The 20,111-nt window shown below is 64.9% G+C and carries 17 protein-coding genes; 3 read left to right on the forward strand and 14 right to left on the reverse strand.

The features are described 5' to 3' along the window. The first annotated feature begins 19 nt into the window (after positions 1-19). Positions 20-1,000, forward strand: coding sequence for an ABC transporter permease (locus U0034_RS03220; protein WP_233212061.1), 981 nt, complete (start codon positions 20-22; stop codon positions 998-1,000). Here the strand turns inward: U0034_RS03220 and U0034_RS03225 are convergent. Further along, positions 954-1,970: a LysR family transcriptional regulator gene (locus U0034_RS03225; protein WP_085225591.1), complete on the reverse strand. Its 1,017-nt coding sequence runs from the start codon at positions 1,968-1,970 to the stop codon at positions 954-956. The genes U0034_RS03220 and U0034_RS03225 overlap by 47 nt on opposite strands. Before the next feature lie 145 nt (positions 1,971-2,115). Between U0034_RS03225 and U0034_RS03230 the strand changes: the two genes are divergently transcribed. Then, complete coding sequence (locus U0034_RS03230; RefSeq protein ID WP_085226394.1) at positions 2,116-2,889, forward strand: SDR family NAD(P)-dependent oxidoreductase; 774 nt, start codon at positions 2,116-2,118, stop codon at positions 2,887-2,889. Between the two features lie 13 nt (positions 2,890-2,902). Continuing rightward, positions 2,903-3,889, forward strand: coding sequence for an aldo/keto reductase (locus U0034_RS03235; protein ID WP_085225589.1), 987 nt, complete (start codon positions 2,903-2,905; stop codon positions 3,887-3,889). A 68-nt stretch (positions 3,890-3,957) separates the two neighbouring features. Here the strand turns inward: U0034_RS03235 and U0034_RS03240 are convergent, their stop codons facing one another. The 13 genes from U0034_RS03240 to hyfB all read right to left on the reverse strand — a co-directional run bounded on the left by U0034_RS03240 (position 3,958) and on the right by hyfB (position 19,999). Continuing rightward, positions 3,958-4,719, reverse strand: a complete 762-nt coding sequence (locus U0034_RS03240; protein ID WP_085225587.1) for a lipoate--protein ligase family protein — start codon at positions 4,717-4,719, stop codon at positions 3,958-3,960. Between the two features lie 139 nt (positions 4,720-4,858). Continuing rightward, positions 4,859-5,932, reverse strand: coding sequence for a 2,3-butanediol dehydrogenase (locus U0034_RS03245; RefSeq protein ID WP_233212065.1), 1,074 nt, complete (start codon positions 5,930-5,932; stop codon positions 4,859-4,861). A gap of 133 nt (positions 5,933-6,065) precedes the next feature. Continuing rightward, positions 6,066-7,184, reverse strand: coding sequence for an acetoin dehydrogenase dihydrolipoyllysine-residue acetyltransferase subunit (locus U0034_RS03250; RefSeq protein ID WP_085225582.1), 1,119 nt, complete (start codon positions 7,182-7,184; stop codon positions 6,066-6,068). Continuing rightward, the gene (locus U0034_RS03255) at positions 7,184-8,200 is read right to left on the reverse strand and encodes an alpha-ketoacid dehydrogenase subunit beta (RefSeq protein WP_085225580.1); all 1,017 of its coding nucleotides are present in this window, start codon (positions 8,198-8,200) and stop codon (positions 7,184-7,186) included. Before U0034_RS03255 ends, U0034_RS03250 begins: the two co-directional genes overlap by 1 nt. 47 nt (positions 8,201-8,247) lie before the next feature. Continuing rightward, positions 8,248-9,249: a thiamine pyrophosphate-dependent dehydrogenase E1 component subunit alpha gene (locus U0034_RS03260; RefSeq protein WP_085225578.1), complete on the reverse strand. Its 1,002-nt coding sequence runs from the start codon at positions 9,247-9,249 to the stop codon at positions 8,248-8,250. A gap of 51 nt (positions 9,250-9,300) precedes the next feature. Continuing rightward, positions 9,301-10,392, reverse strand: coding sequence for an NAD(+)/NADH kinase (locus U0034_RS03265; protein WP_085225576.1), 1,092 nt, complete (start codon positions 10,390-10,392; stop codon positions 9,301-9,303). A gap of 231 nt (positions 10,393-10,623) precedes the next feature. After that, complete coding sequence (locus U0034_RS03270) at positions 10,624-12,609, reverse strand: sigma-54-dependent Fis family transcriptional regulator (protein WP_085225574.1); 1,986 nt, start codon at positions 12,607-12,609, stop codon at positions 10,624-10,626. 213 nt (positions 12,610-12,822) lie between these two features. After that, entirely contained in the window at positions 12,823-13,362 is a 540-nt protein-coding gene (locus U0034_RS03275; protein WP_085225572.1) for an NADH-quinone oxidoreductase subunit B family protein, read from the reverse strand. After that, positions 13,362-14,933 carry a hydrogenase large subunit gene (locus tag U0034_RS03280; RefSeq protein WP_085225570.1) on the reverse strand — a complete coding sequence of 524 codons (1,572 nt, stop codon included), beginning with the start codon at positions 14,931-14,933 and terminating at the stop codon, positions 13,362-13,364. The genes U0034_RS03275 and U0034_RS03280 overlap by 1 nt, the downstream gene beginning before the upstream one ends. A gap of 3 nt (positions 14,934-14,936) precedes the next feature. After that, positions 14,937-16,397, reverse strand: a complete 1,461-nt coding sequence (locus tag U0034_RS03285) for a hydrogenase 4 subunit F (protein WP_085225568.1) — start codon at positions 16,395-16,397, stop codon at positions 14,937-14,939. Then, positions 16,390-17,049, reverse strand: a complete 660-nt coding sequence (locus U0034_RS03290) for a formate hydrogenlyase (protein WP_085226392.1) — start codon at positions 17,047-17,049, stop codon at positions 16,390-16,392. Before U0034_RS03290 ends, U0034_RS03285 begins: the two co-directional genes overlap by 8 nt. Next, a complete protein-coding gene (locus tag U0034_RS03295; RefSeq protein ID WP_085225566.1) occupies positions 17,049-17,999 on the reverse strand; it encodes a respiratory chain complex I subunit 1 family protein in 951 nt (316 codons plus the stop codon). Before U0034_RS03295 ends, U0034_RS03290 begins: the two co-directional genes overlap by 1 nt. Further along, entirely contained in the window at positions 17,993-19,999 is a 2,007-nt protein-coding gene (gene hyfB, locus U0034_RS03300) for a hydrogenase 4 subunit B (RefSeq protein ID WP_085225564.1), read from the reverse strand. Before hyfB ends, U0034_RS03295 begins: the two co-directional genes overlap by 7 nt. Between the last annotated feature and the right edge of the window lie 112 nt (positions 20,000-20,111).

Below are 20,111 nucleotides of genomic sequence, written 5' to 3' on the forward strand. Positions count from 1 at the left end.
GCCCGCCATGGTTCGCTCCTTGCCCAAGATCGACACCGCGACGCTCGTCGCCTTCGGCTGCATCGTGCTGCTGCTTTCACTGGGTGCCGCGGCCAAGCCCGGCTTCCTGTCAGTCGAATATCTCGCCCAGCAACTGCAGGTTGCCGCCTTTCTCGGCACGATCGCAACGGGGCAGATGATCGTCATTCTCATGGGCCAGATCGACCTCTCGATTCCGTGGACGATCGCGATCGGCGGCATGATGGCCACCGGTGCCTCCGGCGTATTGGGGCCCACGCTGGGCGTGCCGCTCGCGATTCCGTTCGGGATTTTTTGCGGTCTCGTCATTGGCCTGATAAACGGTTTCGGCGTCGCTTATCTGCGTGCGCCTTCGATGATCTTCACGCTCGGCATGAATGCGGTCGCGCAAGGGCTCATGGTCTATCACACCGGCGGCTTCGCACCGCAGGACCGGGCCACCGGCCTCATGATCTCGCTCGCGAGCGGACAGTTGATCCCCGGCGTCGCCAATCCGCTGCTCGTCTGGATCGCCTTGGGGGCAAGCACCACGTATATGCTGACGCGCACCCGACTCGGCCGGCAGATCTATGCGATCGGCAATCGCGAGCGGGCTGTGTTTCTTTCGGGTGTGGATACCCGGCGCGTCACGCTGATCGCGTTTGCGTTTTCCGGCGCCTGCGCCGCGGCTGGCGGCATCCTGCTCGCCGGCTGGGCGAACCGGTCCTATCAGGCCATGGGCGATCCCTATCTGCTGCCGACGATCGCGGCGATCGTGCTCGGCGGCACGCACGTGCTCGGAGGCCGGGGCACGTATGTGGGCACCGTTGCGGGCGTCATCCTCATTACGCTTTTGCAGTCGATCCTATCGGTGCTGCAGCCGCAGAATTACTTTGCCCAGATGGGAATCAGCCTGCCGGCCGACGTGTTTCGGCAGGTCGTTTTCGGACTCGTGATCATCGGGATGATGATGCTTTACGGACGGGAAAAAGTCGTTCGGTGACAGCGGTCGCTGCAGAGCCGGCGGCGGCCTTCGCCGACCGGCTCCGGCCGCGCGAGACGAGCTTCGGGAGCGACTGCTGTTCCCGGATGATATCGATCAACGTCAGCAGCGCCGGATGTTTATACCGGCGGCTGCTGTAATAGATATGAAACGGGTCCTCCGGGTAAGCGTTCCTTTCCAGCACGATCCGCAGTTCTCCGCGCGCCAGTTCGTCCGCTATTCGGGCTTCGAGTACGTAGGCTATGCCCAGGCCCGCCTTGCACGCGCTGATGGTGGTCGCCGTGTCATTGATCGTGAGCAGGCCCGGGACGCGCAGGCGGCGAGGCGCTCCATCGGCTCGCACCTCCCAGCGATAGCTGGAATTGTCGCCGAGCAACAGCTGAAGACAAACGTGCTCGGCCAGATCATCGGGCAAGCGCGGCGGGCCATGCGTATCCAGATAAGAAGGCGACGCCGCCATGACCCAACGCTGCGCACCGGTGAGCGGAACCGCAACCATGTCTTCGGGGACGTAGTGGCCATACCGAATCCCCGCATCGTAGCCCTCGGCCACGATGTCGATGGGCCTGTTTTCAACGACGACCGTCAGCCGCACGTCGGGACACAGTCGCACGAACTCCGGCAGCGCAGGGGCAATCAGCAGATGCGCGGCATCGGCAAAAACGTTCAGGCGAATCTCGCCAAGCCGCGCGGCGCCCGGCGCGTCGAAAGTCTCGAGCGCCGCGCCGATTTCGTTGAAGCCGTTTTCCAACCGCTCGGCCAAATCATGGCCCGTTGCCGTAGCCGAGACCGCCCTGCTCGACCTGTTCAACAGTTTCGCGCCGAGGCGGTCTTCCAGACGCCGCATTGCATGGCTGACCGCCGAGGGGGTCTGCCCAAGCTCGATGGCGGCGAGTGTGAAGCTGCGGCATCTGACGATGGTCAGGAACGTCTTCAGATCTGCGAAGTCGATGCGATCCGTCTTTGCCATGATGAATAAGATTCAATACCTCATTGAATTCTGCTCATTCTATACCGTGCAATCATTCGTACCGGTCGAGGTAAAGCCGGCACGCGGCTCGCCGAGCCTTCGGCGACACCCCAAGCCCTTGGGCGCTTCCTATCCGGAGAAATCCATGCCCTCTTTCGAGCAGATCCGCATTGGCGAGCTCAACGGCACGAAGGTTCTCGTCACTGGCGGGTCCACCGGCATTGGGGCGGCGGTCGTTCGCGCCTTTGCCGCGCAGGGTGCCTACGTGGTGGCTCACTACAACGAGAGCGAGGCGGCGGCCCAGGCGCTGCGCGCCGAATGTCCCCAACAGATCCGGCTCGTCCGGGGCGACATGAGCGAAGCGGGCTGCGCCGCACACGTCGTAAAGGCTGCGGCGGACATGCTCGGTGGCCTCGATGGGCTCGTCAACAACGCCGGCGGCATGTTGGGGCGTATCAAGACCACCGAAATGCCTGAAGGTCATTTCGATCGCGTCGTCAGCCTCAATGCCCGCTCGGTCTGGGATGCCACGCGGGCCGCTCACCCGTTCCTCAAGGAAACGAGGGGCTACGTCATCAACACGTCGTCGGTGGCCGCGCGCACCGGCGGGGGCGCGGGGGCGGTGCTTTATGCGGCTGCCAAGAGCTTCGTCAGCAGCTTGACGCGCGGCCACGCGAAGGAATTCGTTCAGGACGGCATCCGGGTCAACGCCGTGGCCCCCGGACTCATCCAGACACCGTTCCACGACAAATACACACCACCCGATGTGCAAGCGGCGCAGACGGCGTCGGTGCCGATGGGCAGAGCGGGGTTGCCGGAAGAATGCGTGGGCGCATTCCTCTTTCTGGCGTCTCCCGCAATGTCGGGGTACATCACCGGGCAGGTGATCGAAGTCAACGGCGGGCAACTCATGCCATGAAAGAGGAAAGCAGATGAATCAGCGGATGTTTGGACAAACCGGAAAAGCCGTTTCGGAGATCGGGTTCGGCGCATGGGCAATCGGCGGGTCATGGGGCGACGTGTCCGAGAACGACGCAAAGGCCGCGCTGCATGCGGCGCTGGATAGCGGCACGACGTTCATCGACACGGCCGATGTGTACGGCGATGGGCGCTCCGAGCGCATCATCGCAGCCGTGCTGAAAGAACGAGGCGGCCCGCGGCCGTTCGTGGCCACCAAGGCGGGCCGTCGGCTCGAGCCGCATGTGGCCCAGGGCTATACGGCCGCCAATCTGAATGCCTTTGTCGACCGGTCGCTGAAAAACCTCGACACCGATTGCCTCGATCTCGTGCAGCTCCATTGCCCGCCAACAGCGGTCTACTACCGGCCGGAGGTCTTCGAGGCGATGGATCGCATGGTCGCCGCGGGGAAGATCCGCAACTATGGCGTATCGGTGGAAAAGGTCGAGGAAGGGCTCAAGGCTATCGAATACCCGGGCGTGAAGTCCGTGCAGATCATTTACAACATCTTCCGACAGCGGCCGGCCGCGCTTTTCATGCGCGAAGCCAAGAGCCGGGACGTTGCGGTAATCGTCCGTGTGCCGCTGGCGTCAGGGTTGCTTACGGGGAAGATGACTGCCGATACGGCGTTCGCCGCCGATGACCATCGCCATTTCAATCGCGAGGGGCAGGCTTTCGACAAAGGCGAAACGTTTGCCGGCGTGCCCTACGACGTGGCCCTCGGGGCAATCGACAAGATTCGCCCGCTGGTTCCGGAAGGCGTCACCATGGCGCAGTTCGCGTTGCGGTGGATCCTGATGAATCAGGGCGTGACGACAGTCATTCCTGGGGCCAGAAACGCCGCACAAGCGAAGGCGAACAATGCGGCGAGCGACTTGCCGCCCTTGACGGACGCTGCGATGTCCACGTTGCGCGAGCTCTACTTGCAGACGATCGCCCCGTTTGTTCACCATCAGTGGTGACGGCCGTGCCGGGCAACGACACCCGGCACGGCGGTTCGTGAGCGCAATCGCTCGTCGCCCGGATCGCACTACCCTCGATCGTCTACGCCGGCGGGCGGTGCGGCCTCGGCCACGCACGCACGAAGTGCCGACGCGACCCGCTCGGTGAGCCGGTCAGCCGGCGCACCGCCCGTGCCGTAAAGCGCCTGCTGTACGCTGACTACCCGCCCGGGCAGATAGCGCCTTGCGCTGCCGATAGCCTCCTCGAAGGCATTGGCACGCTGGTTGATTTCCACGGGATCAGCGGTGACGAGCAGCACAGCGTGCGCCAGCACCACGTGCAGCGGCGCCGACGACGCTTGCGACGCGTTCATGCGGCGCCAGAATTGCGCGGTACCGGCGATCTTGCGTGCGTCGCCCGCCGGCCCCCAGGCCAGATTGAAACGGCCGTCGCAGAACGAGCCTTCCACCGCCTGGCAATGCGTCCGCAGCCCCAGCGTGCCAAGTGCGTTGCCGAGAATCTCGCACAGGTGTCGATAAACACCCTCGGAAAGCTCGCCCACGGTGCCCCGCACCGGATAGGCCAAGCTCAGATTGAGAATGCCCGGCCCCTGCGGCACGAGTCCGCCGCCGGACAGGCGCATAAAGACCGGGCAACCGCGCTGGGCGAACTCGGCACGCGCGCGCTCCAGCGCTGCGAAGCGCTGGTAGCTGCGCGGCACGACCAGCGAGACCGGCGCCTGCCAAAGATGCGCGACGCTTCGGCCGGAGCCCGCCAGCGACAGCAGATCGTTCTCCGCGGCGAGGGGATCGGCGGTGCCGGCAGCGAAATCGACCATATCGAATGACATAGGCATAAGCATAAGCACTGGAAATCGGACATCGGCCCGCTCGATCGGGGCTAGCCGTCTGTCACGATGGCCGACTTTGGGCGCCAAGAGGAGCCAAGTCAATATGCGGTCTTGCCTCCTCGGGCGTTCTCGGGTCCCGTCAGGCCGCCACCATCTCGCCAGGCGAGACGATGATCTTGACGTTGTTTTCCTTGTGGTGAACCAGTTGTTCGAAGCCCTTATCGACGATGTCTTCGAGTTGAATACGCCCGGTGATGAACGGCGTCACGTCGATACGGCCATCGGCGATGAAGGCGATGACATCGGCAAATTCGCCGTTGTAGGCCAATGAGCCGATCACGCGCTTCTCGGTGGATACCAGATCGAAGAAGTTGAAGCTGCTGGGCTCCTCGAAAATGCCGACCATCACGCAGGTGCCGGCCTTGCGGATCGTGTCGATCGACAACTTCGCCGTGTCCTTGTGGCCGATGCATTCGAAGCTGACGTCGGCCCCCAGCCCGCCCGTCACGCGGCGCACTTCGGCCAGCGCGTCGCAGGCCGACGGGTCGATCACGTGACTCGCGCCAACCGCCTTCGCCCGCGCCTTGCGCGCCTCCGACATCTCCAGCGCGATCACTTGCGCCGCGCCGGCGGCCCGCGCGCAAGCGATCGTACATAGGCCGATCGTGCCGGCGCCCACCACGACCACGTTCTGCCCCAGCAGGCTGCCGGCCTTTTTCACCGCATGCATGCCGACGGCCAGCGGCTCGATCAGCGCACCGGCTTCGGTGGGGAAATTGTCGGGCAGCGCGTAGAGCAGATTGGCCGGCACATTGACCCGTTCCGCAAAGGCACCGTTGTTCATCAAGCCCGTGAAGGCCAGGTTCTCGCAGATGTTGTACATCCCGTGGGCGCAGTAGTAGCAGTGGCCGCAATGCTGACAAGCGTCCGCGGCCACGCGCTGACCGACCGCAAAACCCTCCACGCCGGCACCCACTGCGGCGATCTCGCCACAGAACTCGTGCCCCAGGATGCACTGCCCCTGAATGCCGGTGAGCGGATGCGGCGCATCCACGGGGATGAAGACCGGCCCGGCGAGATACTCGTGCAAGTCGGAGCCGCAGATCCCGCACCAATGGACGCGGATCTGAACCCAGCCTTCGGGCGGCGCGGGCGGCAACGGAACGGTTTCGACGCGAATGTCGTGACGGCCGTGCCAGACGGCCGCGCGCATCGTGTCTCGGCTATGGGCGGCAGGGGAAGCCATGGCAAATCTCCTTTCAGTTGGTATTGCGCAAAACACCGCAATGAATGAGATGAATACGGGAAGAGACGAAGTCCGGCCGCCAACGCGCGGCCGGACGCGCTCAAGCGGCGGACAAGTGTCGCTGCAGCGCGGCGTTGACCTCGCTGGCTCTTTCGAGCATGGCCATATGGCCGGTGGCATCGAACAGAATCACCTGCGCGTCCGACGGCGCCCGGGACGCCTGTTCCACCGGAATCACGCGGTCCTCTTTGCCCCAGAACACGAGCACGGGCTTGCCCAACCGTTGCAACTCGCCCGCCAGCACGGCCGATTGCCTGCCGTCCTTGAAGAGCGCCGCCCCCAGTTCCGCGAGCCGTTCCTCGATGCCGTCCATGCGCTTGAATTTGAGCATGTCGTCGATCATCTGCCGGCTGACCAGTTCCGGGTCGGCAAACAACTGCTCGAGCACGGGCCGCAACTCGCGCCGCGACTGCGCGTTGACAAAACCGTCCGTATAGTCGGTATTGATCGCGACATCGAAACCGGCCGGGCTGATCAGCGCCAGGCTGGCCACATGCGCCGGCGCGTGCTCAGTCATCTGCATCGCGATAGCACCGCCCATCGAGTGGCCAACGACGTGTACCGGCTCGCTCACGCCAGCGGTATCGAGGAACTTCAGAACGAAGGCCGCCAGTGCCGCTATGGACGCGCCCGGCAAGCGGGCCTGACTCTGGCCGTGCGCCGGCAGATCCAGTGCGATCACCGGATGTTTCTCCGCCACCGCATCGAGATTGAACAACCAGTTGTTGAGGTCGCCGCCGAAACCGTGGATGAAGAGCACCGGTGTGCCGGATGCGGGCCCGCGCCGCGCATAGCGCACGCGGATACCGTCCACTTCGGCGAAGTCGAATGCCGGGCCGGCGTCTTCGTCATCGCTGTCGATCGACGGCACCTCGAAGGCGGCTACGTAGGCGTCGATCTGCGCATCGCTCACGTCCGGCTCCGCCAACACGGCGAGCAGCGCTTTCACGGGCAGCGTCTCGCCGCTTCGCGCGACGATGCGGCGCAGCAGTCCGGCGTCGGGCGCCTCCACGGCGTTGGAGATCTTGTCCGTCTCCACGTCGACGAGCGCCTGCCCGACTTCGATCCGCTCCCCCTCGCGCACCAGCCAGTCCTGCACGATGCCCTCGCGCATCTCCAGGCCCCACTTGGGCATCACGATCGGAATGATCTCGGCCATCAGTGCCGTCCTCCCTTCATCGTGCGGCGCACGGCCTCGGCGATCTGCGCACCGCTGGGGATATACAGATCTTCCAGCGTGGGCGAAAACGGCACCGGCGTATGCGGCGGACAAACCATCTCGATGCCGGCCTGAAGCGCGCCGAACGCGTGCTGCGCGACCTGTGCCGAAATATCGGTTGCGATGTTGCAACGCGGGCTGGCTTCGTCCACCACCACGAGACGGCCCGTGTTCTCGACCGATTCGAGCACGGTGTCGATATCGAGCGGCGACAACGTGCGCAGGTCGATCACCTCGGCCTCGATGCCCTCCTTCGCAAGCGTCGCCGCGGCTTCGAGCGCGCGATGCACCACCAGGCCGTACGCGACGATCGTCACATGCTTGCCGTCACGCACGATGTTAGCCTCGCCGAACGGGATCGCATACGAACTTTCCGGCACGTCGCCTTCGAGGCCGTAAAGGTTCTTGTGTTCGCAGAAGATCACCGGATCGTTGTCGCGAATGGCCTGGATCAGCAGCCCCTTGGTGTCGTATGGCGTGGACGGACAGACCACCTTGAGGCCGGGGATATGCGTGAAGAGCGGCGTCAACATCTGGCTGTGCTGCGCGGCCGCACGAAAGCCGGCGCCGACCATCGCGCGGATCACGACAGGCGTCTCGGCCTTCCCGCCGAACATGTAGCGGAACTTTGCCGCCTGGTTGTAGATCTGGTCGAAGCACACGCCCATGAAATCGATGAACATCAGTTCGGCAATCGGCCGCATGCCGCACGCCGCCGCGCCGATGGCCGCGCCCACGTAGGCGGACTCGGACAGCGGCGTGTCGAGCAGGCGGTCGCCGTGCTTCGCGTACAAGCCCTTCGTCACGCCGAGCACGCCGCCCCAGGCGTCCTTTTCGCCGTTCGCGCCGGCACCGCCGACGATATCCTCGCCCAGCATGATGACGCTTGGGTCGCGCGTCATTTCCTGATCGATCGCTTCATTGATCGCCATCTTCATGGTCAGTTTTCGGGCCATGGTAGTTCTCCTGATCGGTGATAGGGATGTGGTGTAGCGCCGCGACGTCAATAGCTGGAGTAGACGTCGGTGAGCAGATCGCCGGGGCCCGGTAGCGGCGCCGCCTTCGCCTCCTGAACCGCACGCTCGATCAGCGCCGCGACTTCGTGATCGATGGTGTCGAGCGCACCGCGCGATACGAGATCCGCCTGCATCACGATCTGCGCGAATTTTTTCAGGCAATCCCTGTTCGAGCGGATGTCGTCGAGTTCGCCCGGTGCGCGATAGGTCTGCGCATCGCCTTCGAAGTGGCCGTAAAAGCGCACCATCTTGCATTCGAGCAGCGACGGTCCGCCGCCTTCGCGCGCGCGCCGGATCACTTCGCCCGCTGCTTCGTGCACGGCGAAGAAATCGGTGCCGTCCACCGTCACGCCCGGAATCCCGAACCCGGCTGCGCGGTCGACATAGCTGTCGACCGCCGTGGCATATTCGCGCGCGGTCGATTCCGCGTAACCGTTGTTTTCGATGACGAAGATCACCGGCAGATTCCAGACCGCCGCCAGATTCAGGCTTTCGAGAAACGTGCCCTGGTTCGATGCGCCGTCGCCGCAAAACGTGATGCCGACTTCGCCCTTACCGCGAAACTTCGCGGCAAGCGCCGCGCCGCAGATCAGCGGCGCGCCGGCACCGAGAATGCCATTGGCGCCCATCATTCCCTTGGACAGATCGGCGATATGCATCGAGCCGCCCTTGCCGTTACACGAGCCGCCCGTGCGCCCGTAGATCTCCTTCATCATTGCGATCGGGTCGACGCCCTTGGCGATGCAGTGGCCGTGCCCGCGGTGCGTGCTCGCGATGCGGTCGCCGTCACCCAGGTGGTGCAGAATGCCGACCGCCGCTGCTTCCTCGCCGGCATACAGGTGAACGAAGCCGGGAATATCGCCACGGCCGAAATCGACGTGCAGGCGCTCCTCGAACTCGCGAATCGTGCGCATCTTGCGATAGACGGTGAGCAGCGTTTCCTTGTCGAGCGGCAATACGCGCTGCTCGGCTGCGATGTCTGTAGCCATGTCTGTCTCCTTTGGATTGGCTTGGTGAGGGTGCGGACTTCGAATCTGCTTTTACGTATCGGATGCAATTGCGTGGCGACGAGCAGGCACGCTCGCCCCGTTGCGCATCAGCCGAGCGAGCGCCGCATGACGCATGCAGGCGGCCACGTCGATGCTGTGAAACGCGTTCTCGCACAAGGTCACCGAGACCTCGTCGTGCGGACCGAACGCCAACTCGCGCTCCCCGTCGAGCGCGACGATGCCGGCACGCTGCCGCATGCGCTGCGGCACGCCGTGCTCGATGCGCCGCCAGTCGACGATCGGCACGGGGCGCAGCAGGCCGGGCGCAATCGGCACGGTCAGCTCGAATTCGCAGGCGCCGGGCGTGCCGAGTTCGACGGCCACGCCGCCGGGCTCGCGGCGGCCGACCGGCTCGAGCAGACCCGCGATCGCGGACAAGCCGATCGCTTGCGGGTCGGCATAGGCAACGTAGACGGCAGCCAGCGTGTCGGCTTTCCAAACCGCGCGCGCGCCGATGTATTGCTCGCGCGAAATCACCGCGTCCACCAGCGCGATATCGTGCGTCGCCGTTCCGTCGGCCCTGCGGATCGTCACTTCCAGGTATTTGTTCGCGCTCAGTGCCGATGCGGCCGGAATGCGTCCACCCGCGAACAGGCCCACTGCGAGCCCGGTGATGGTGGGCTCGCGCATGTCGGGAAAGGCATTGTTGGTACCGGTGGAGATCCCGGCGATCGGTACGCCGTTGCACTCGCGCACGACCGCGCGATGCGTGCCGTCACCGCCGAGCACGACGATGGCCGCGACGCCGGCTGCGTGCATCGCGTGTGCCGCACGCAGCGTATCGTTCACGCTGCCGGTGACCGGCAGATCGAGGTAATCGACCGCCGCCAGCGCGGCGTCCGGTCCCTGCCTGCTCGCCAGATGCCGCGTCAGCATGACCCGGAGGCCTTCCCGGTCCGGCATCATCAGCGCACGGTCAACCCCGCATGCCGCCAGCGCAGCCAGCAGCCGCAGCACGATATTGACGCGGTCGGCCAATTGCAGACTGTTCGCGTTGGCGATCACGCGGCGGATGTCGCGCGCCGAAATGGGATTGGCGATGATGCCGACCAGCGGGGGCCGAACCTGCGCAGGTTCCCGCATGCCTGTCTCCTGATATCTTTGTCGAGACAGGTTGACTGCAGCAACCGTGCCAGTTCGGCACGCCCTCGGCGGAACGAAAAAATTAGGGGATTACCCAGAGAAAAGCGCCTGAAACAGCGCGGGCGGCCACGCGTTGCCGTGACAGGTGCCACAGAGGCAACTGCATCGCGCTGGACAGGTGTATCGGTCGACCACGGGCAATGAGGCAATGGGGCAATGCCCCGTCAGTCATCAATGCGACGGATCGTCGATGCCGCCGGTACGGGAATCCCAACGATTAGGCGATTGGATGCCGTAGCGCGCCATGCGGCGGTACAGCGTCATTCGACTGATGCCGAGCCCGCGCGCGACCGCGCTCAGATTCCAGCCCGATGCGCGAAGGTGCTGTACGAGCACCCGGCCTTCGGGGGGCAACGCATGCGGCTCCGGCGCAACGGCAGGATGTGCTTCCAGGGTCGCCGCCACGGCTGCTCCAATGCCTTCGGGCAGATCGTCCGCTTCGATATGGCGATCGCGGCAAACCGCGCGGGCATATTCGAGCGCATTGCGCAGTTCCCGCAGATTGCCTGGCCAGCGGTAACTACGCAGCCGCTCTCGCGCCTCGTCGGCAATCGTGAAAGCCGGCTCGCCCGCCGGTACGGCCAAGAGCTTGTGCAGCAGCCAGTCGAAATCGGTGCGCTCGCGCAGCGGCGGCAGCATGAACCGCGCGCCGTTGAGGCGGTAATACAGATCCTCCCGAAACCGCCCCGTTGCGATCAACTGCTCCAGCGGCTGATGCGTAGCCGAGATCACGCGGACATCGACCGGTACCGGACGCGAAGCGCCGATCGGCAGCACTTCGCCTTCGGCCAACACCCGAAGCAGTCGCGACTGCAGCTCGCGCGGCATGTCGCCGATTTCGTCCAGGAACAGCGTGCCGCGATCGGCTTCCTGGATCAGCCCGCGTTTCGGCTTCGAACCGGCGCCCGAGAAACTGTTGGGCAAATGCCCGAACAGTTCGCTCTCGATCAGCGTTTCGGGAATCGCCGCACAGTTGACCGCTATGAACGGGCCGTCCCGGCGCGTGCCGGCCCGATGCATTGCCCTCGCGAAATATTCCTTGCCGCTGCCGGTTTCGCCGTTGACAAGCAGGTTGATCGGCGCGTCTATCAGTCTGGACGCACGCTGCAATTGCTGCTGCAGCGCCGCATCCCCGCCGGATAGCGCCGCCAGCTCGGCCGGCAGCGGCGTCTGCGCGCTATCCTGCATCCCGGCGGGCAAACGCAGCACCGGCGGCATGACGCTGAGATAGAGCAAGGTTCCGCTGCAGTTGAGCCGCACGACACGCTGCTCGCTGGGCCGCGAATAGACGAAGCGGCCCAGTTCCTCGGCACGCGCGTCGAACAGCGAGTCGAAGCGCGCCCCAAGCACGGACGTTCGGGTCGAGCCGGCGCCCGCCTCGGCTATCAGCAGTTGCTGCGCGCGGCGATTATGCCCAGCGATGCGGCCCTGCGCGTCAAGTGCGATCAGATACTCGGGATTGACGTCGAGAAACTCGGGCGCCGGGCTCAGCTTCAGGATCCAGTCCTGCCGGTGCCGGCGCAGAAAATACGCATCTTCGATCCGGCTTGCATACATGCGCACCAGTTGCAGCGCCAGCATCTGGCTCTCTTTGGCCCGCGGCGAACTCAATGCCGAGATGTCGAGAATCGCGTTGAGCTCGCCGCGTGGATCGAACAGCGGCGCCGCGGTGCAAGTCAGCGGGATATGGGTGGCATCGAAATGATCGGCCTGATGGACCGTCAACGCCTGCCCGGTCGCAAGCGAGGTGCCGACAGCGCAGGTGCCGGCGCCGTTCTCGCTCCATTCCGCGCCCAGGTAGAGGCCAGCCCGGCGCAACGCGGCATCCGCGCCGGCATCGCCGAGGTAGTCGACGGTCACGCCGTCAGCGTCCGTCAGCAGCACCACATAGCCGAGCCCCGCCACCTGGCCATACAGCGTTTCCAGGCCGTGGCGCGCAATCCGCGCGAAATCGTCGATGCGTTGCTGGTGCTCCCGCAGCCGCGTGCGCGGGAGGATCCGCGCCTCCTGCATGCGGGCCGGATCGAGGCCGTATTGGTCCACGCAGCGCCGCCAGGAGCTCCGGATGATCGCATCGTGCATCCCTGCGGTTGCCGGCAGCCGGCCGCTGGTCGTCAGGACTACGGTTTCGATGTGTTCGCGTTGCCGCACATCCATCGTCGTCTCCTAAGTCCGCAGCGCCTCGCGTGGGGCACGGCGGTATCGGCACGCAGGCCTGGCCGCGCTTGCGGGCACGCCAGTACATCCGCGGTTGGATCACTAATGTAGCCGACGGCGTCCGGATCGTGCAAACCCGTGCGGCGAGCGTGCACTCCTCAGATCAAATGCATGCAACCCCGGATTTCTTCCCCCCGGACGCGCTGCCCTGGCTCAGCGCGTCCGCTGCGCGTGCGCCCCTCGCCGTGAACGCAGCGCCGTGAGAATGCCGCTCAAGAGATCGATCGGCGGTGGCGGGCAGCCCGGGATGGCGACGTCGACCGGAAGCAGGCCTGACAGCGGCCCGCACACTGCATAGCTGTCGCTGAAGATGCCGCCCGTACATGCGCAATCGCCTGCTGCGACCACCAGCTTCGGGTGGGGTGTCGCGTCCCAGGCGCGCCGAACCGCTTCCCTCATGTTCAGCGCGAGCGGACCGGTGACGAGCAGCATGTCCGCATGGCGCGGACTCGCAACGAATTTGATGCCGAGACCCTCGATGTTGTAGTACGGGTTGGTCAGCGCGTGAATCTCGAGTTCGCACCCGTTGCACGAGCCCGCATCGATCTGGCGAATGCACAGCGCGCGGCCGACCACGTCGAGAATCTCGCGCTGGATCTCCTGCTGTCGCGCCGTGCTCCACGCATCGTTCGTTTCCGGAACGGAGCCGGCCGGCGTGTCCGTCCGTGCGATCTGTTTGAGAAGTTGCCACATTACAGGTCGTGTCCCGCGTAGTTCAGGTTGAACGATTTGTTGATCAGCGGAAAATCGGGAACGATATTGCCGATGATCGCGTGCTCGAGCGCAGGCCAGTTGTGCCACGACGGATCGTGGCAGTGGCACCGCGCAATGGTCCCGTTTTCGCCGGTCTCGATTGCCACCAGCACATCCCCACGCCAGCCTTCGATCCAGCCGACGCCGTACGATGGCGGCTGGCCCGCTTCCATCGACTCGACCGGTTCGACGACGTCGCCATCGGGCAAACCGTCGAGAAACGCGCGAATCAGCCGCAGTGACTCGTAGACCTCGTTGAACCGCACAGCCACGCGGGCGGCCACGTCGCCCCTGTTGTCGCACGCGATCCGGGGTTGCACCTCGAGATACGGCGCATAGGGATGATCGACGCGCACATCGATGCCCAGCCCGCTCGCTCGCGCTGCCAGGCCGCACACACTGAAATGCCGGGCCACCAATGCCGAAAGCTTGCCCGCCCCCGTAAAGCGGTCCTGCAGGCCCGACTGCTCTTCGAAAATGCGTTGCATCGTGCGGACCGCTTCTTCGGTCCGTTCGCATTGGCGAGCGACAGACTCGATGACATCCGCGGCAATGTCGCGCCTGACACCGCCGGGCACGATCTGGTCCATCAGATAGCGGTGCCCGAACATGCGGTCGTTCAAACGCAGCCAGTCCTCCTTCATCCGCGAGAACTGCGCGAGCCCGAAGGCAAAGCCGGCGTCGTTGCCGAGCGCACCGAGATCGCCCAGATGATTGGCGACACGCTCGCGCTCGAGCATCAAGGCGCGCAGCCACTGCGCGCGCGGCGGCACCAGGACTTTCAGCGCGCGTTCGACCGCCATGCAATAGGCCCACGAAAAGGCGACCGTCGTATCGCCCGCAATTCTTCCCGCCACACGATGGCCGAGCAGCAAGGGTGTGTGCACGAACAGTCGCTCGATGCCGCGATGCGCATAACCGAGCCGCTCTTCCAATCGCAATATCTTTTCACCGACGACCGAGAAGCGAAAGTGCCCCGGCTCGATAATGCCCGCGTGAATCGGTCCCACCGCGATCTCATGAACGCCGTCGCCCGCCACCTGCACGAACGGATAATCCGCTTCCTCGCATTCGAAGCGCTCGTTTCCCGAGGACTGGCTGCGAAGCGGAAAATAGTCGGCCGGCCAGTTGCCGTGATTCAGCCACGGCCGCGTATCCGCCGCCCCGGTCGCGCGCAGCCCGAGCAGATCGTAGACGGCTCGCTGCATGCGCGACGCGCACGCAAAGATGCGGGACAGATCCGGATAGCCTGCCGCGCCGTCATCGCCCGTCGCGGCAGGTATTCGCACCCACAACAGGCCGTCTTCCATCGCATAGGCGGCGGACATGACGAAGGTGCCGCTGGCCGTTTCCGTGCCCCACAGCGATATCAGCCGGTTACCGTGCTCGAATGCCGCGCTGGCAACTCGGACCCATGTCGCGGCATCGGTATCCGCCAGAAAAACCGACGCCCTGCCCGCAGGCGCCGATAGCGGAACGAGGCCGGAAAGTCCAAGCGCGTCGATCCGCATGCGTCACCCCGCGATCATCGCTGCCGCCTGGCGGTACCACGTGGCCAGATACGGTGGAATGTAAAGTCCCAGCATCAGGCCGAGCCCCAGGTGAACGAACACCGGCACCAGTGCCGGCCGGTGCTCGAGCGGCTTGGCCGTCGTCGTTCCGCCGAGCACCATCCCCTGCACGCGTGCGAAGATCGCCGCAAATGCGACGGCGAGCCCGAGCAGCAAGAGCGGAGCGGTCCATGGCAGCACGTTCATTGCGGTCGTCAGGATCAGGAACTCGCTCGCGAATACGCCGAACGGCGGCAAACCGAGAATCGCGAGCGTACCGAGCATCATCCCCCAGCCGACCGTCGGGCTGACCTGCAGCAGCCCGCGAATGCCATCGATCGCCTGCGTGCCCGCCTTCTGCGCCGCGTGGCCGACCGCAAAGAAGATCGCCGATTTGACGAGCGAGTGAACCGTCATATGGAGCAGGCCGGCGAACGTAGCGATCGGGCCGCCGAGCCCGAATGCGAACGTCATCAGCCCCATGTGCTCGATCGACGAGTACGAGAAGAGCCGCTTCACGTCCTTCTGCCGGAACAGGGAGAACGACGCGATCAGCACCGACACCAGCCCGAACCCGACGAGCAGCGTGCCCGGCAGGCCATTTCCGAGCGCGCCGTCGGCCAGCACCTTGCAGCGCAACACCGCGTACAGCGCAACGTTCAGAAGCAGCCCGGACAGGACCGCGGAGATCGGCGTCGGGCCTTCGGCGTGCGCATCCGGCAGCCAGCTATGCATCGGCACGAGCCCGACTTTGGTGCCATAGCCGACGAGCAGAAATACGAAAGCGATCGATACGATCGTCGGATCGAGCTGGGTCTTGACCGCGGCAAGGCTGGTCCAGAGTAGCGCATCGCCGCCGGTCAGTTGCCGGCTCGCCGCGAGGTACAACAGGATCGTGCCGAACAGCGCCTGTGCGATACCGACGCCGCACAGAATGAAGTACTTCCACGCGGCCTCGAGGCTGGCGGCCGTCCGATAGACGCTGACGAGCAACACCGTGGCAAGCGTGGCGGCTTCCATCGCGACCCACAGCACGCCCAGGTTGTCGGTGAGGAGCGCGAGCAGCATCGCGAACATGAAGAGCTGGTACATGCTGTGATAAAGGCGCATCCGCGCGGCCGTCATACGGCCGCGCGCTTCCTCGACCTGCATGTACGGCCGGGAAAACAGCGATGTCGTCCAGCCCACAAACGCGGTCAGCGCGACCAGATAGACGTTGAGCGGATCGACGAAGAACGCCTGGCCGAACGCGAAAGAGCCGTGTTCGACGGTGCGTGCCGCGAGCACGAGCGTCGCCGCGAACGTCAGCAGGCTGATGCCGGCGTTCAGGCTGCGCGCGACGCGGCTCGGCCGCACGCATGCGAGGCATCCGGCTCCCACGAGCGGAATGCCCAGCACGGCGAGCACGACGTAGGCTTCATTCATCTTTGAGTTTCTCGAGATGATGGATGTCGAGGCTGTCGAATTGCTCGCGAATCTGGAACATGAACACGCCCAGAATCAGGATGCCGACCAGTACATCGAGCCCGATGCCGAGCTCGACGATCATCGGCATGCCGTTGGTGGCGGCCGTGGCCGCAAAGAAGAGCCCGTTCTCCATCGAGAGAAAGCCGATAACCTGCGGAATGGCTTTCGCTCGCGTGATCATCGCCATGAACGACAGCAGCACACACGCGAGCGCGATGCCGAGCGTGCCGCGCGCGACCGACGTCGCGAGCTGGCTGATGGGCGAGGCAACGTTGAACGCGATGATCACGAGCACGATGCCGATCAGAAGCGTCGTCGGGATATTGATGAGCGGCTCGACGTCGGCCTGAACGTCGAGCTTGCGCACGAGCCGATACAGGATCCACGGAATCAGGCCGACCTTCAACGCGAGCGTGAGCCCGGCCGACACGTACAGGTGCGCGTCGCCCGTGACGAAGCCGAGAATCAGGTTCGCCGACACGAGTGCGATGCCCTGCAACGTGTAGAGGTGGATCAGCGACCAGATCCGGCGCTGGCTCAGCATCGCGAACGACAGCAACAGCAGGACCGCTGCGAGGAAGTTGATCAGTTGCGCCGCGTAACCGTGCATCATGCCCCCAACAGCAGGTGGACGAGCATGCCGATCACGGCCAGAAGAAAGGCGGTCGCCAGGAATTCAGGCACGCGGAAGATGCGCATCTTCGCATTGACCGTCTCGACGAGCGCGAGCGCGGCACCGCCCACCAGCAGCTTGACGAAGAGCGCCGGCACCGCCACCACCAGCGCGAGCGGATTGCCCGCATTCGCGATGCCCCACGGCATGAACAACGCGAGGCCAATGCACGAATAAGCAAACAGCTTGAGGCTGGCTGCCCACTCCATGAAAGCGAGGTGCCGCCCCGAATATTCGAGGATCAGCGCTTCGTGGATCATCGTCAGTTCGAGATGGGTGGTCGGATTGTCGACCGGCAGCCGTGCGTTTTCGGCAAGCGATACGAGTGTGAACGCGATACCCGCGAAGGCCAGGCTTGGATAGATCGCAAACTCGCCGTGGCCCAGCGTTGCGACGATGCTTGTCAGCAGCGTCGAGCGCGTGATCAGCGAGGCCGACAGCAGCACCATCAGCAGCGCCGGTTCCGCGAGGAAACCGATCAGCATCTCGCGGCGAGCGCCAAGCGTGCCGAACGCCGTGCCGACATCCATCGCGGCGAGCGAGAGCGCGACGCGACCGAGCGCAAAGAGGCCGACGAGCGCGATCGCGTCTGCGGCGGGCGACAGCGGCAACTCGATCGACAGCGTCGGCACGATTGCACACGCAAGCGTCATCGCCGCCCAGACGACGTACGGTGCGCCGCGGAAGACCGGGCTCGCGGTATGCGCGACGACCGACTCCTTGTTGAACAGCTTGTGGAGCATCCGGTACGGCTGCCAGATGGAAGGCGCGCGCCGGTTCTGCAACCACGCGCGGCATTGGTTGACCCAGCCCGTGAGCAGCGGCGCGGCGGCGAGCGCCATCACGATTTCGAGGGTCTGCGATATTACGCCGGACAGTGTCACCATCGTCTCACCAGCATCAGGAGCATGATCAGCACGACGAAACTGTAAGTCAGGTAAACGGCGATCCTGCCCGTCTGCAAGCGGCCCGCCCAGTCGGCTACGCGCTGCGTCAGCGCTGCGACAGGCGCGTAGAGCGCGGACCAGGTGCGATCGGTCACCGACATCCGGTAGGACGGTTGCGCGTCGAACGGTGACGGCAATTGCCGCTCGATGCGCAGCAGCGGCGTGAATATTTCGCGGATCGGCTGCCCGAACCCTTCCGCCGTGTCCTGCATCCGCGCGCTCGTGAACGGAAAGCCGCAGCTCCACGGCGCCGCGCGGCGTAGACGACCGTGGTAGAGGCGCCTCACCGTCACCCATGCCAGCCCGCAGCACGCGATGAAGAACAGCATGAACACAACGGGCATGTAGCTCGCCCGCGCGGTGGACACGGGTACGAACAGCAGCCAACCATGATTGTCGGCGCCGATACCCGCCCCCACCAGCGCACGCGTCACGCGGTCCAGCAGTTTGACGAACTGCGCAGGCATCAGCCCGAGCAGCACGCTTGCGGCCGCGAACCAGCAGAAGGCGAACCGTTCCCAACCGTTTGCGTCACGCGCGCGATTCAGCTTCGCCTCTCGCGGTTGCCCGAGGAACACGATGCCGAAGAACTTGACCATCGTGTAGCCCGCCAGCGCGGCCGACATGGCGACCAGCGCCGCCACGATCGGCACCGTCATGGCCAGCACCGAGTCCGGCATCCCGGGCGTGAAAAGGAAACTCTGCAGCAGCAGCCACTCGGCGACGAAACCGCTCAGCGGCGGCAACCCCGCGCTCGCCGCAACGCCTGCGAGCACCGCCCACGCGGTCCATGGCATGAAGCGGATCAGCCCGCCAAGCCTGCCGAGGTTGCGTTGGCCCGTTGCGTGGAGCACGGCACCCGTGCCGAGGAACAGCAAACTCTTGAACGCCGCATGCGCAACGATCTGGTAGAGCATTGCGGTCATTGCGAGCGCGGACAGGCTCGACATGCCGTACACGTTGAACAGGACTGCGAGTCCGAGCGCGGCGACCATCAGGCCGATGTTGTCGATCGACGAATACGCGAGCAGGCGTTTCATATCGACCTGGATTGTGCTGAACACCACGCCGAGCAACGCGGTGCCGATACCCACGACAAGCAGCACGACTCCCCACCAGGCGATCTGCAGGTGCAGCAGATCGAATAGGGTGCGCAGCAGGCCATAGAGGCCGACTTTCAGCACGAATCCGCTCAGGAGCGCCGACACGGGCGATGGCGCCGCCGGATGGGCCTCCGGCAGCCACACGTGGAGCGGGAAGATGCCTGCCTTCGCGCCGAATCCGACGAGCGCGAACAGGAACGCGAGCGACGCCCGGAATGCGTCGAGCGACTGCGCCCGCATGTTGGCAAAGGTGTAGTCGCCGGTACGCGCCTGCAGGGTGCCGAAGCACAGCAGCAGCGCGAGCGCGCCGACGTGCGAGATCAGGAAGTACAGATAGCCCGCGCGGCGGATCTCGCCGATCCGGTGGTTGGTCATCACGAGAAACGTCGCGGATAGCGTCAGCGCTTCCCAGGCGACCATGAAGACATAGGCATCGTCCGCGACGAGCACGAGCGCGATGCTCGCGAGACAGACATGGTATTCGAAGCAGATGAGCCCTGGCGCGGCCCCTTCGCCCTTGCGGAAATAGCCTGCCGAGAACGCGCCGATTCCCGTGCTGACAAGACCGAGTACAAACAGGAAATAGCCGGACAAGCGGTCGACGCGCAGATGAAAAGGCAGGCCGGGCAGCCCGATCGGCAGCACCGCCGTGGAGGGCTCGGCGAAGAGGCCGGCGAGCCCCGCCGCGCCCAACAGCAATCCGCCCAGGGCGCCAAGCGGAAACAGGCCATGCGCGACGAGCCGCGTGCGATGCAGAACCCCGAAGCCCAGCGTACCGATCACGAGCCAGGCGGCAACGACCAGCAGAACCAAATGGACGACAGGCACGGATGCCATCCGGAATGCCTCCAGTACGCTCGGGCGGACGACGTGTATGGAAAGGCCGCAGATTGAAGCCGCATTTTCGAGCGCACTATGACGCCGAAAGACACGTCGAAAGACCAATCCA

Source organism: Trinickia caryophylli, from assembly GCF_034424545.1.
In the GTDB taxonomy this organism is placed as follows: Bacteria; Pseudomonadota; Gammaproteobacteria; order Burkholderiales; family Burkholderiaceae; genus Trinickia; species Trinickia caryophylli.

Excerpts from the sequence above, each read along its gene's own strand:
- U0034_RS03250 (WP_085225582.1), bottom strand. The coding sequence starts at position 7,184 with ATGGCCGAGATCATTCCGATCGTGATGCCCAAGTGGGGCCTGGAGATG.
- U0034_RS03230 (WP_085226394.1), top strand. The coding sequence starts at position 2,116 with ATGCCCTCTTTCGAGCAGATCCGCATTGGCGAGCTCAACGGCACGAAG.
- U0034_RS03245 (WP_233212065.1), bottom strand. The coding sequence starts at position 5,932 with ATGCGCGCGGCCGTCTGGCACGGCCGTCACGACATTCGCGTCGAAACC.
- U0034_RS03235 (WP_085225589.1), top strand. The coding sequence starts at position 2,903 with ATGAATCAGCGGATGTTTGGACAAACCGGAAAAGCCGTTTCGGAGATC.
- U0034_RS03225 (WP_085225591.1), bottom strand. The coding sequence starts at position 1,970 with ATGGCAAAGACGGATCGCATCGACTTCGCAGATCTGAAGACGTTCCTG.
- U0034_RS03265 (WP_085225576.1), bottom strand. The coding sequence starts at position 10,392 with ATGCGGGAACCTGCGCAGGTTCGGCCCCCGCTGGTCGGCATCATCGCC.
- U0034_RS03275 (WP_085225572.1), bottom strand. The coding sequence starts at position 13,362 with ATGTGGCAACTTCTCAAACAGATCGCACGGACGGACACGCCGGCCGGC.
- U0034_RS03270 (WP_085225574.1), bottom strand. The coding sequence starts at position 12,609 with ATGGATGTGCGGCAACGCGAACACATCGAAACCGTAGTCCTGACGACC.
- U0034_RS03255 (WP_085225580.1), bottom strand. The coding sequence starts at position 8,200 with ATGGCCCGAAAACTGACCATGAAGATGGCGATCAATGAAGCGATCGAT.
- U0034_RS03260 (WP_085225578.1), bottom strand. The coding sequence starts at position 9,249 with ATGGCTACAGACATCGCAGCCGAGCAGCGCGTATTGCCGCTCGACAAG.
- U0034_RS03290 (WP_085226392.1), bottom strand. The coding sequence starts at position 17,049 with ATGCACGGTTACGCGGCGCAACTGATCAACTTCCTCGCAGCGGTCCTG.
- U0034_RS03280 (WP_085225570.1), bottom strand. The coding sequence starts at position 14,933 with ATGCGGATCGACGCGCTTGGACTTTCCGGCCTCGTTCCGCTATCGGCG.
- U0034_RS03285 (WP_085225568.1), bottom strand. The coding sequence starts at position 16,397 with ATGAATGAAGCCTACGTCGTGCTCGCCGTGCTGGGCATTCCGCTCGTG.
- U0034_RS03240 (WP_085225587.1), bottom strand. The coding sequence starts at position 4,719 with ATGTCATTCGATATGGTCGATTTCGCTGCCGGCACCGCCGATCCCCTC.
- hyfB (WP_085225564.1), bottom strand. The coding sequence starts at position 19,999 with ATGGCATCCGTGCCTGTCGTCCATTTGGTTCTGCTGGTCGTTGCCGCC.
- U0034_RS03295 (WP_085225566.1), bottom strand. The coding sequence starts at position 17,999 with ATGGTGACACTGTCCGGCGTAATATCGCAGACCCTCGAAATCGTGATG.